This window comes from Streptomyces sp. NBC_01571, from assembly GCF_026339875.1.
Classification (GTDB): Bacteria; Actinomycetota; Actinomycetes; order Streptomycetales; family Streptomycetaceae; genus Streptomyces.
On sequence record NZ_JAPEPZ010000002.1, the window covers coordinates 724648 to 736872 of the forward strand.

Annotated in this window: 11 protein-coding genes; 8 read left to right on the forward strand and 3 right to left on the reverse strand. The window is 68.0% G+C overall.

Features of this window, described 5'->3' with window-relative positions:
• The first annotated feature begins 186 nt into the window (after nucleotides 1–186).
• The 7 genes from OHB41_RS46420 to OHB41_RS46450 all read left to right on the forward strand — a co-directional run bounded on the left by OHB41_RS46420 (nucleotide 187) and on the right by OHB41_RS46450 (nucleotide 7667).
• The gene (locus tag OHB41_RS46420) at nucleotides 187–816 is read left to right on the forward strand and encodes a hypothetical protein (protein WP_266707839.1); all 630 of its coding nucleotides are present in this window, start codon (nucleotides 187–189) and stop codon (nucleotides 814–816) included.
• A gap of 144 nt (nucleotides 817–960) precedes the next feature.
• Nucleotides 961–2289: a Dyp-type peroxidase gene (locus OHB41_RS46425; RefSeq protein ID WP_266707847.1), complete on the forward strand. Its 1329-nt coding sequence runs from the start codon at nucleotides 961–963 to the stop codon at nucleotides 2287–2289.
• 36 nt (nucleotides 2290–2325) lie between these two features.
• Nucleotides 2326–3495 carry a DUF4331 family protein gene (locus OHB41_RS46430; RefSeq protein ID WP_266707849.1) on the forward strand — a complete coding sequence of 390 codons (1170 nt, stop codon included), beginning with the start codon at nucleotides 2326–2328 and terminating at the stop codon, nucleotides 3493–3495.
• Nucleotides 3492–4565, forward strand: a complete 1074-nt coding sequence (locus tag OHB41_RS46435) for a tetratricopeptide repeat protein (protein WP_266707851.1) — start codon at nucleotides 3492–3494, stop codon at nucleotides 4563–4565. Before OHB41_RS46430 ends, OHB41_RS46435 begins: the two co-directional genes overlap by 4 nt.
• Before the next feature lie 230 nt (nucleotides 4566–4795).
• On the forward strand, nucleotides 4796–5842 hold the full coding sequence (locus OHB41_RS46440; protein WP_266707853.1) for a zinc-binding dehydrogenase: 1047 nt from the start codon (nucleotides 4796–4798) through the stop codon (nucleotides 5840–5842).
• 207 nt (nucleotides 5843–6049) lie between these two features.
• Complete coding sequence (locus OHB41_RS46445) at nucleotides 6050–6724, forward strand: GTP cyclohydrolase II (RefSeq protein ID WP_266707855.1); 675 nt, start codon at nucleotides 6050–6052, stop codon at nucleotides 6722–6724.
• 238 nt (nucleotides 6725–6962) lie between these two features.
• Nucleotides 6963–7667: a hypothetical protein gene (locus OHB41_RS46450; protein ID WP_266707857.1), complete on the forward strand. Its 705-nt coding sequence runs from the start codon at nucleotides 6963–6965 to the stop codon at nucleotides 7665–7667.
• A 401-nt stretch (nucleotides 7668–8068) separates the two neighbouring features.
• Here the strand turns inward: OHB41_RS46450 and OHB41_RS46455 are convergent, their stop codons facing one another.
• Together OHB41_RS46455 and OHB41_RS46460 are read right to left on the reverse strand one after the other, a co-directional pair.
• Nucleotides 8069–8482, reverse strand: coding sequence for an SRPBCC family protein (locus tag OHB41_RS46455; protein WP_266707859.1), 414 nt, complete (start codon nucleotides 8480–8482; stop codon nucleotides 8069–8071).
• A gap of 315 nt (nucleotides 8483–8797) precedes the next feature.
• Nucleotides 8798–9397, reverse strand: coding sequence for a TetR/AcrR family transcriptional regulator (locus OHB41_RS46460; RefSeq protein ID WP_266707861.1), 600 nt, complete (start codon nucleotides 9395–9397; stop codon nucleotides 8798–8800).
• Between the two features lie 753 nt (nucleotides 9398–10150).
• Here OHB41_RS46460 and OHB41_RS46465 point away from each other — a divergent pair.
• Complete coding sequence (locus OHB41_RS46465) at nucleotides 10151–11059, forward strand: hypothetical protein (protein ID WP_266707863.1); 909 nt, start codon at nucleotides 10151–10153, stop codon at nucleotides 11057–11059.
• A gap of 113 nt (nucleotides 11060–11172) precedes the next feature.
• Here OHB41_RS46465 and OHB41_RS46470 read toward each other — a convergent pair whose 3' ends face one another.
• Nucleotides 11173–12222: an aldo/keto reductase gene (locus OHB41_RS46470; protein ID WP_266707865.1), complete on the reverse strand. Its 1050-nt coding sequence runs from the start codon at nucleotides 12220–12222 to the stop codon at nucleotides 11173–11175.
• Nucleotides 12223–12225: the final 3 nt, after the last annotated feature.

Genomic DNA, 12225 nt, shown 5'->3' on the forward strand with positions numbered 1-12225 from the left:
ATCCACTGCATCTTTTTGCACTGAGCCGTTGTGGTACAGGTCACTATGAGACAAGTTGACTCATAGACTCACTGTGAGTCAATCTGTCTCACATCGGGATCGTGGAAACGCAGATCCCGCTCCTACCAGCAGATATCGCCAATGCCATGACATTGGCGCACAGGGTCTCTCATGGAAGAGGAAGTCATGAACGCTACGGTCACGAAGAAGGCGGGCAAGGGCGCCACCGACGGTGTCGTTTCAGAGATGGCCACGTACTTCCACATCAAGCCGGGACACGAACAGGAGTGCGCGGCGGCCTGCCAGCGGATGGTCGAAGCCCTGAAGCAGGCCCCCATGGCCGCCACCATCAAGACCGGTCTGCGCGACACCCGCCACGTGATCTTCAACAACGGCACGGAGCTGCTGTGGGCCACCACTTTCGAGACCGAGTGGGTGCCCTACATCGACGACGCGTTCCTGACCGTCGGCTTCGAGCACTTCGTGGACTGGATGCAGCACACCACCGAGTGGGACACCAAGATCGCCCCGTGGATCGAGAAGTCCGGCGGCCTAGAGTCGCTCACCGGCGACAAGACACGCGAAGGCTTCGACGAGCACATCATCGCGAACATGGCAGGCATGAGGTGGATCCTGCAGGACGGCCAGCAGAAGGCCACCGCCTACTGGAACCCGGTCAGCTCCCTGACGATGTCGGAGATCACCAAGGCCGAGCGGATCAACGCCGCCTTCCAGGAAGTCCTGGACGACCCCGCCGCCGAGGAAGCCCTCCAGCACCCGGCCCTCCAGCCCCTGCTCGCCCAAGCCGCCAGCTGACCCACCCCACACCCCGGAGGAGGCGCCAACCCGCCTCGCCAGATGCGGGCGGCACCCCGCCCCCTCCGGTCAGGGGCCCCGCCCCTGCCCCCTCCACGACCCGCGTGCCGACTGCGTCCACGCAAGACAGTTCTGGAAGGCATCATGAGCATCGAGAAGGGCAGCGCCCTGGAGCTCGACGACATCCAAGCCGCCGCTCTCCAGCCACGGCCGATCCCCTACGCGGGCTTCTACCTCGCCCTGCGCATCGACGACCGGCGTCAGGGGCGCGAGCTGCTGCGGCGGCTCACCCCCGTCCTCGACTCGGTCGCCTCGTTCGACCCCGAGCGTCAGGTCTCGCTCGCGGTGGCACTCAGCTTCCAGGGCCTGAAGGCCCTGGGGGTGCCCGCGGAGTCGCTGGCCACCTTCCCGGAGGAGTTCCAGGAGGGCATGGCCGCGCGGGCGGAGTACATCGGGGACGTCGGGGAAAGCGCGCCGGAGAACTGGGAGAGCCCGCTCGGTTCAAAGGACGTGCACCTCATCCTGGCCGGACTCGCCCCGGACGCCGCCCGCCTGCAGATGGTCCTCCTCCTGACCCGCGATGCCCTGCGCGATCTGCCCGGCGTCGTTGCCATCTGGCAGCAGGACGTGCACGTCGGACCGGACGAGAAGGAACCGTTCGGTTTCCGGGACGGCATCGGTCAGCCGGCGATCGAGGGCACGGGCATACCCGGCACCAATCCGTACGAAGAGCCGCTCAGGGCAGGCGAGTTCATCACCGGATACAAGGACGAGACCCACGGCATCGCGCCCATTCCACAGCCCGAGGTGCTCGGGCGCAACGGAACGTACGTGGCCTTCCGCAAGCTGCACACGCGAGTGGCCGACTTCCGTCAGTACCTCCGCGACCGCGCCAAGGACCCCGCCGACGAGGAGCTGCTTGCGGCCAAGTTCCTCGGCCGCTGGCCCAGCGGTGCCCCGCTGTCACTGACCCCGGACAAGGACGATCCTGAACTCGGTGCCGACCCTCAGCGGAACAACGCCTTCCTGTACGGCGACGACCCGGAGGGCCTCAAGTGCCCGGTGGGCGCCCACGCCCGGCGGATGAACCCGCGGGACGCGGTCGTCACCGGTGAGGTGCGCCTGCACCGCATGATCCGGCGCGGTACGACCTATGGCCCGCCGCTGCCCAAGGGAGTGCTGGAGAACGACGGCGCCGACCGCGGCATCATGTTCGCCTTTGTCGGAGCGCACCTGGACCGGCAGTTCGAGTTCGTCCAGCGGCAGTGGGTGAACGACGGCAAGTTCATCGGGGCGCCCGCGGAGAAGGACCCGCTGATCGGCGTGAACGACGACGGAGGGTTCACCGTCCCGCGCCGGCCGATCCGCCGCCGCTTCAAGGGGCTGCCGCCGTTCGTCGTCAACCGGGGTGGCGAGTACTGCTTCATGCCCGGGCGGTCGGCGCTGCGCTGGCTCTCCGACCTCGACACCTGACATCTCTCACGATCAACACGACAAGGAGCGTTTCTCATGGCTGACCACTTCTCCGGGCCTCGTGCCATCGCCGACCCTGCGTCCGACATCGCCGACGTGTATGCCTTCCCCAGCCCGGAGCGGCCGGGGAACCTGGTGCTCGTCCTCAACACGTTCCCCGCCTCGGCCCCTACGGCCCTGTTCTCCGATGCGATCACCTACCGTTTCCGTGTCCGGCCGGTCGCGCCCGGGAGTGAGAGTGCGGCTGCGCCGTTCACTGTCGGCGAGGACGAGTACAGCTTCGACTTCACCTTCGACGCCCCTCAGCAGCCTGACGGCCCGGACACCACGGTGCAGATGGGCACGTGCCAGGCACCCGGAGGCCGCCAGGTCGCCTTCCAGGTCGGCAACGAGGTGCCCACCGAGGCCGAGGGACTGAAGATCTTCGCCGGGTCGCGACTCGACCCGTTCTTCATCGACTTCGTGGGCGTGATGGTCACCGAGGCGACGGGGAAGCTGGGTTTCAGGTCTGATGCCAGCAATGTTCTGGAGGGCCTGAACGTGCTGAGCATCGTCCTCGAAGTCGACGCCGCGGTGCTCGGTCCGGCCGCCGGCTCGCTGGTGGCGGTCGTCGGCGAGACCGTGACTTCCGGTGAACGCCCGGTGCGGCTGGAGCGCATGGGCCGGCCGGAGATCAAAAACGTGATCATGTCGCCCAAGAAGTTCGACACCGTCAACAGCGATCTGGAGATCCGCGACCTCTTCAACGAGGAGGACGCCTTCGGTGTGCGGCCCGACTATGCGAGCACCTACCGCGCACGACTCAGCGCCAACCTCGCCTTCTACGACGGCCTGGACGGCAAGACCGCCTGGCCGCTGGACGAGCAGGGTTCTCACCCGCTGACCGAACTGCTGCTGGCGGACTTCCTCGTCGTCGACCTTTCCAAGCCCTTCTCCGAGGACGGCTGTTTCGAGATCGAGACCGCCCTGCTCGCCGGCCGCCCGCACACGACCTGCGGTGGCCGGTCGCTCAACGACGACATCGTGGACACCCTCTTCACGCTGCTGGTGGGTGGGGTCGACGGCGAGCGCATCAGCGACGGCGTCGACCAGCCGACTCAGCCCGCGACCCGCAGCTTCCCCTACCTGAACGCTTCCAACCCGACCCCGCCGGACCTGGGGGCCCGCCTGGCCGCGCAGATGCCTCCCCGCGAGGAAGCGGCATGACCGGGGCGTCTCCCCGGAAGTGGGAGCCGGTCACGACGAACGGCACCATCGCCGTAACGAATCTGCACGGGCAGATCGACGGCCTGGCCGTACGGTTCAGCCGTGCGGATACCGGGGAGACGCCCTGGGCTCCGTTGGCGGTGGCGCAAGGGGCGGCCCTGATCGACCTCCTCAACCTCCGAGGCCACATCCTGGGCCGTGTCGCCGACTACGAGCGGGCCGCGGAACTCGCTGAGCGGCTCGTGCACATCGCACCCGAGGACGGCACTGCCCTGCTCGCTCGCGCCAGGACGCGGGCGACCCTGCACCGCTTCGCCGAGGCCGTCGCCGACCTCGGCGCGGCGGGCCGGACGGGTGCGGACGAGGCCACACTGGCCGCGGAACGAGCCGTCGTCCTGCAGGCCCTCGGCTGCTACGCGGATGCCATGGCCCTGATCGGCAAAGTGGCGGAGCGGCAGAGCAGCTTCACGACGCTCGGCGCGCTCGCCGTACTTCAGGCAGAGCGCGGGGAGGTCACCGAGGCGGAGCGGCTGTTCGACGAGGCGCGGCGCCACTATCGGGGGACCTCGCCGTTCCCGCTCGCCCAGCTGGACTTCCGACGCGGTGTGATGTGGCACCGCGAGGGCGATCTCGGTGCAGCCGGCTCGTGCTACGAGGCCGCCCGGCACCGGGTGCCCGACTACGCGCCGGCACTCGGCCACCTGGCCGAGGTCGAGCTGCTGCGCGGAGACCCTCAGACCGCCATCGGTCTCCTGCGTCCCCTCACCTGGATCAGCGACGACCCCGAGTACGCCGGCCACCTCGCGACCGCGTTGCACGCAGGCGGTCGCGTCCACGAGGCGAAACAGTGGCGCGAGCGCGCGGTCGCGGGTTACGACGAACTGGTGCTGCGCCATCCGGAGGCTTACGCCGACCACGCGGCCGACTTTTGGCTCACCGTGGGAGCCGACGCCGAGCGGGGCCTCCAACTGGCCCTGCAGAACCTCGCATTCCGCCAGACGGCCCGAGCCCATGCCCTGTTCCAGCGTGCTGTCCTCGCGCAGAACCGGGTTGCACAGGCTGCCCCATAGCCGCCGAGCGGCGATGCCGTCGATAGAGGGACCGACGGGGGTCGGCCGGACGGATCGGCATGCCCTTCGGCCGACCCCGCACCAACCCGCCAGGGGCAAAAGTGGCTCGGCCTCTTGCCGGCTGATGCCCCCATCCCCCGCCCCCTCTCGCAGCGCCCCTCACCCCCTGTGGTCCCACCGACCGCTGCAGCACTCCGAATCAGCAACCACCACTCAAGAAGGCTCAAACGATGGACACCATGCTGGCAGGTCGCGTCCACCTGGACACAAAGAAGTTCCTCGTGGAGGAGATCCCGGTCCCCGAACCCGGGCCGGGCGAGGTACTGATCGAAGTGCAGGCGGCCGGCGTGTGCCTCTCCGACCTCCACCTCATCGACGGAAGCATCTCGCCGCTGCACCTGAACTCCAACGTGCTCACCCTCGGCCACGAGATCTCCGGTGTCATCCATACCCTGGGACCCGGCCTCAAGCGGGACCTGGCCGTCGGCACACGGGTCGCGCTGCAGGCGGGACAGCCCTGCGGCGAGTGCGCCACCTGCGTGAGGGGCGGCACGTGCACGTCGTTCCGCGGCCGCGGCGTCGACTACGACGGTGGCTGGTCCCAGTACACGATCGCTCGTGAGGACACCGTCGTACCCATCCCCGACGCACTTCCCTTCGACCAGGCGGCGATCATCCCGGACGCCGTTTCCACCTCGTACGCGGCCCTGGTCGAGACCGTGCAGGTACGTTCCGCCCAGGCCGTGGGCATCTGGGGTGTCGGCGGGGTGGGCGCCCACGCCGTCCGGCTGGCCCGCATGATGGGTGCCACGCCGATCATCGCCGTCGACCCGCTGCCCAATGCGCGTGAGCGAGCCCTCGCGTTCGGTGCCGACATCGCGCTCGACCCGTCGGACCCCGGTTTCGCGGAAGCCGTGCTGAGGGCCACCGACGGCCTGGGCCTGGACTACGCCTTCGACTTCGCGGGCGTTCCCCGGGTCCGGGAGCAGGCGTCGCCCCTCCTCGGTGACCACGGTTCGCTCGTCCTGGTGGGTATCACCATGGAGCCGCTGAAGATCTCGGAGAAGATGACCTTCAACCTGAAGAACAAGAAGGTGTACGGACACTACGGATCGTCGTTCGACCACGTCTACGAACTGATCCGGCTGGCCGGCAGCGGCCGTCTCGACCTGGCCCCGTCCATCACCGACCACATCCCCCTGGCCGACGCCCCCGAGGCGATCCACCGCCTGGAGCGCAAGATCGGCGATCCGATCCGCCTCATCCTCGTTCCCTGACGACACGACCGAGCGCGTGGGCTTGCCGGCCGTGCACTCTGCGAAGACGTACGGCCGGCGCGTCCCGTGAAGACCCGGGTTGCGCAGAAGGAGGCCGAATGGCGGCGCGCTCGACGTGATCGGCGGCCGATCACGGCGCCCTGGCGTCGGTGTCGGCCCATTGTGCGAACAACACCCGCAACCGCCGCCCCGGAGAAGCAGACCGACATGCGCGACTCACGCAACGCCACCGCACCCAGCGACAGCAGCGATCCGACCGGCCTGGCGGCCACGGTCCGCACCCGCGTGACGGTCCCGCTCCGCTTCGACGACGGCTACTCGGTGACTGCCGACCTCGCCACTTTCCACGGCCTCGTCGACGGTCAGGAACACGTGGCCGTCATCCTCGGCGAACCCACCGCCGGTCGGCCCCCGCTGGTGCGCCTGCACTCCGAGTGCCTGACCGGCGACGTCCTCGGCTCGGCCCGCTGCGACTGCGGCCCCCAGCTGCGCGAGGCGGTCGAGCGCATCGCCGACCGGGGCGGCGTTCTGCTCTACCTGCGCCAGGAGGGCCGCGGCATCGGCCTCTACAACAAGCTCGACGCCTACGCCCTCCAGGACCAGGGCCTCGACACCTATGAGGCCAACGCGGCCCTCGGCCTCCCGGAGGACGCCCGCGACTACACAGCCGCCGCGCAGATGCTCGTCGCTCTCGGCATCTCTGAGCTGGACCTCCTGTCCAACAACCCCGACAAGGCGGCCCAGTTGTGCGCCCTGGGCCTCACCGTGGCCCAGCATGTCCCCACAGGCGTCTTCACCACGACGCACAACGTCCGGTACCTCCGTGCCAAGGTGGTCCGCACTCAGCACACACTGCCGCTGACGGAACTGCCGACGGGCTGACGACCGATGCCCATCGGGTCATGGCGCAGCCTGCCATCGAGGCGTGCCTGCGGGAAACCGACGCAGTAGTGCCCAGGGGCCGAGCCCGGCCGCGTCGACTTGGTCGCTTCGCCGGCGCACCTCATCGCCGAGGGACGAAGGAATCCAGCCGCTCCGCACCGAGAGGCTGGGCCGCTCAAGGGCCCCGCCTCACCGATTTCTGTTAGCGCGCCCGCCCTGCGGCTGGCACACTGAATTTGTGCTTCCACTGACGGCCGCTGCAGTTCAGGGTGCGTTTCCATCGATTCCTGGTGCCGGCGTCGTGTCGGTTTGCGCGTTGATCTTTACCGTCGCATCCTTCTGGTGGATCAACGCCAGGCGAGGGCACCTGAAGTCCTGGGAGCCTCATTCCTTTGCCGCGATCGTCCACTGCTCCGTGGCTCGCCTGAGGCTTCCGCTCGTCCTTCACAACACCGGCGCCAAGCCGATAGTCGTGCAGGATCTCAGGTTGACCTTCCCTGATGAGCCCGCCTCTCACCTGCCGCTCCTGTGGATCTCTTCACCGTCCCGTCTCCAACCCGGGCCGGAGGAGGAGCCGAAGTTGCCGGCGGTATTCGCGGTGGCCGGCAGGGAAGCGCAGCAACTCTTCATCGAGTTCGAGGCACCGTTTTCCGGATTCGTTCCGGAGCCACGTAATTACAAGGCTCAGATTCAGGCGAGGGTCGGTCACCGCAAGGGGTGGCGTACCCTTCTGACGTTCACCTTGAGAGCCGCCAACATCGTCGATCCCGACCGGTACACCGTCTACAGGAACGCACCTCTTGGACTGACGAAAGAGGACAGGCGGAAGGCGGACGCCGCGCTCCTGGAACTGCTGGACGAGCACGAGGGCCTCTCCCCTCCGGGTGAGAGGAAGCAGCGGGACTCTTCGAATGACGAAGGCGACACCGGCACGAATCCCTAAGGGCCGTCCCGCAATCCCCGGCGGGCGCACGACGACAGCTACGGCACCTCGCCGCGTTGTCGGATCGCCCGAGCACACCCAGTATGAGGACGACCCTCCGCCTTGCGATGCACCGCATCCGACGCCGCGCGCTGATCCACCGGGGATCACGGGAAAGCCCTTAGGCGTCGGCCGGCCATCGCTGCCACGGGGAACTTGGTCGGCAGCGACTCTTCCCAGCAACCCCTCCCCCGTTTATCGGCGCAACGACTCGAATATCTCGGTGATGAGAGTGACGGAACGTGGGGTGCTGCATCACCTCGGCGACCGGACTCGCGTCCTGCCTCGCGTCACTGGCCCCAAGGGGCCGAGAGCGGGTAAGCGACCGCTTACCGCGACCCTGTCCCCGTGCTGGAGCGGTGTCAGCGTTCAGCGTCTTCCGCCGCCTGCTTGATGCCGCGCAATGCCTCGTCGAGCCCGTGGTCGATCTGCTCGCCTTCCGCGTGCTCGGTATGCAGCTCCACGGTAAGGCGGGAGCTGCCGGCGCTCTCACCTTCGTCCACGTGCAGCCGGCCCCGGTAGTCGTGCGGTCCCGGCGCGCCCCACTCCAGGCTTTTGCCGTCCCTCATCACGTGGATCCACGCCTCGCTGGTCACGTCCTGTTCCGACGCATCAGGGGGATTGATATGGGCGGTGACGGTGACCCTGTCGCCGTCATGAGGGCGCGCGGACGTCAGCCGCGGCATGTAGGACGGCAGATGCTGCACGTCGGACAGGTAGGCAAAGAGCCGGTCCGGCGACACCTGCACAATGATGCTCTCGCTGTAGTCACCCATAGCCCACCTGGTCCCCGAAGCGTTTGGTGACCAAACGGAACAACGCAGGGATCGCCCGTTTTGCGCAGAAGTCATCCACGACGCGCCTGTGCACGCCGCACGGAAGCCGGACAGGACCGGCAGAGCGCCGTCGGCGCCGTCATGCACGGCACCAGTCGGCACGACCGCGCCCACCCGTTCACGTCCTGCGCCGGCGAGGCGATCCGCAGACGACGGGTCTCTCACGTGCGCACCACCACGCAGGGTGAAGTGCTCCGGGCCTGATCGGTGCCCCGGCTTCCGCGACGGGTAACGGGCGTAGCAGCGGGGGACTTGTCAGACGGTGGGAACGCCGAGGGCGGGGAGGAGCCCGGCATTGATGTAGGAAACGAGGAACTCCTGCGTCGGCGGCAGCTCGTCGATCAGCGTGCGGGTGGCGAACCCGCCGAGCATCATGTGCACCACATACTCCAACGCCGGGTTGTCCGCACGCACTTCACTCTGGTCGACGGCGCGTTGCATCACCAGGCGGAACTCGTCCATCTCGGGATTGATGAGCAGTTCCTTGAACGCCCGCAGGAGATCCGGGTTCGTGTGCGTCGCCATGGCCAGACCTCGCATCAGTGCGGCGTACTGCTCTATCCAGCAGTCGTCCTCGCGCTGCACGAGGGCGTGCAGGTCGCCGCGGAGGGATCCGGTGCCCCCGTCCGCGATACGACCCGGCTTTTCGTGCCGCATCGCGCTTGCCACCAGCTCGGCCTTGCCGCCCCACTGGCGGTAGAGCGTCGCCTTACCGGACCGTGTACGAGCGGCCACGGCGTCCATGGTGAGGGCGTCGTAGCCGACCTCCCGGAGCAGGTCGAGCACGGCCTCGTACAACTCGGCCTCACGCTCGGGCGTGATCCGACTGCGCCGGGCCGTTGCGATCTCGGCCATGCCGCTCACCCTTCCCACTCCGAACGACACTATTTCGTAGCTCCGCTTCCTACACGATCAATCTAGCGCAGGAATTTTGCGAAACGAAACCGTTTCGTACGTGTGCTGAGTCACCCCTGAGTCACCCCTGAGCGACCCGCAGGGCGAGTTGCTGCCGGGCTGCGCAGAGCGCGGGGCTGTGCTCAATACGGCCGAGCCCTCTTCCAGCCGCCGCGGCCCCGCGTATCCTCACTCACGGGTAGCAGAGCAGTCCGTGGGAGCTCTCGGAGATGCGATGGTCTGGTCCGTGGCGGCGTGGGTGCGGATCAGGCGGGCGCGCGGACAGAACTGGGATCACGACATTATTCGTGGTCTGGGGCTGACCGTCCCGAAATCCGCACAGGACCGAGCTCGTGAGCTCATCCGGCAGCGGAAATTCGACGAAGCGATCGATGAGATCCGTGAAGCGACGGGATACGACCGCCGCACGGCCAGATGCGCCTCGCAGACCCTCATGTACCGCTGGAAGCTGCCAACGCCCGTCCGTCACCGGTCGAACCCAACTCGTGCGCGAGCAGCGGACAACACCAGGAGTTGACCCCGCCTCTCCTCGGTTCGGCAAACGAGTCCTGATGCCACGACGCCCTCCTGGACGCGCTCGTCACCGGCGGAGTACCGCGGGCGTCACACCCGTCGCGGAAGGCACTTCCGGATCGGCGGTCGAAGATGTAAGCACGCTGAACCACGCCATTGCGACCTATAGGCTCCTCCGTCATGTACACAACCGGACGCGGATCCAGACCAGCCGCCCTCGCGCTCAGCACCGCCCTCCTGCTCGCCCTCACCGGCTGCTCGTCCGGTACGGACAAGACGGACGACGGCTCCGGAGTCCTGCAAGGGCTGGGCGGTGTGGCCAGGAGCGCGCGTGCGGACATGGTCAATTACGTAGACGCCGCCGAGGCACGCCGCCTCTCACGGGGCGCCACCGATCGTTTCGCGTTCGTGCGGGGACCGGCCAGCTCGCTGCTCTCCTCGTACAGTCCGCCCCCGTGGGGCCACAGTCTGGCGGCGCAACAGATCGACACCGCCATCGACTTCCAGGGAGCGGGGCACTGGGAGGGCAAGTTCGACCAGTCGGCCGTCACCACGTCCCTGAAGTCCAACGGATACACGAAGAGCAAGAAGGACGGCAGGGAGACCTGGACGAGCTCCCAACACCCCCACCAGGCATACGAGATCGCGAAGAACTCGGTCTCCTACTCCACCAGGAGCGGCATCGGCCTGTCGGCCCTCCATCCCGAGGACGGCAAGACGCTGGCCGACATCAAGGAGTACCGGCGGGCCGCCGACTGCGTGGGCGACGCCTACCGCGTCGACTTCTCCGCACTGCGCTCCTCCGGACCGGTGCGACTCTCGGTCCTCGGCCAACGGGCCGCCACCGCGGCGAAGAACACCGAGGCGATGTGCTTCGTGGTCAAGGACGCAGCGACCGCGGCGAAGATCGCAGGCCGGTTGAGAGCGATCGTCGCGGAAGATGCGCCGACGTACGACGGCACGAAGGTGACGGTGGACAAGAGCGGGGACCTGTCGCTGGTGCGGGCTGTCGTCCCCGACAGCACCAAGCAGATGCCCGGACGCCTGAACCGCACAGACATGGCGCTGTGGGCTGCGGTCGACCTCTGATCCCTACGGGAAGGAGATCCGGCGCGAGGGACACGTCGGGCCGGACTCACCCGTGACCGGCCCGCCGAGGAGGACTCCGGCGCGGGCAGCGGCGCCGGAGCGGACGATGGGGTTCATGCGAGAGCCATTCCGGGGACGCGCCTGCGGATGGCTTCCATCTCGGCTTCGTCCGAGACGCCCTGCCAGTCGTACCGGGGGGTGTACGGGGCCTCCAGGGCGCGCGCCTCGTCGTCGGTGAGCTCGATGCCGAGGGAGGCCACCGCCTCGTCGATCTGCCGGACCGAGCCGGCGCCGACCAGCGGTGCGGTGACGACCTGCTGGCGTCGCAGCCAGGCGAGCGCGACCTGTGCGCGGCTGACGCCGTGGGCGTCCGCGACCTGTCCGACCGCGTCGATGATCGCGTGGTTGGATGCCTCCTGCTCCGGCGAGTAGAGCAGGTCCGCGTAGGCGCCGTCCGTCTCGGAGCGCGCCGTCGAACGGGCGTCGTCCCACGCGCGGGTGAGGCGGCCGCGGGCCAGCGGCGACCAGATGATCGTGCCGACGCCCTCGTCCAGGCACAGCGGGATCATCTCCCGCTCCTCTTCACGGGCGAGCAGGTTGTAGTGGTCCTGCATCGACACGAACCGCGCCCAGCCGTTCTGCTTCTGCAGGTTCAGCGCCTTCGCGAACTCCCAGGCATGCATGGAGGAGGCGCCGAGGTAGCGCACCTTGCCTGCCTTGACGAGGTCGCTGAGGGCTTCGAGGGTCTCCTCCAGCGGCGTCGCATGGTCGTTGCGGTGCACCTGATACAGGTCGATGTAGTCGGTGCCGAGGCGGCGCAGCGAATGGTCGACCTCGGTCATGATCGCCTTGCGCGACAGTCCCCGTCCGTTGGGCCCCAGCCGCATCGGATGGCGCAGCTTCGTGGCGATCACCACGGCATCACGGTCGGCGAAGTCGTTGAGCGCCCGGCCGAGGATTTCCTCACTGGAACCGTTGGAGTACATGTTCGCGGTGTCGAAGAAGTTGATCCCCACCTCAAGCGCGTGCTGGATGAGCGGGCGCGCGTCCTGTTCTCCCTTCGACCAGACGGGGTGCCCGCGGTCGGGCTCTCCGTAGGTCATCGCGCCGATCGCGATCGGGGACACGTCGAGGCCGGTCATGCCGAGCTTGATGTAATGCATGAC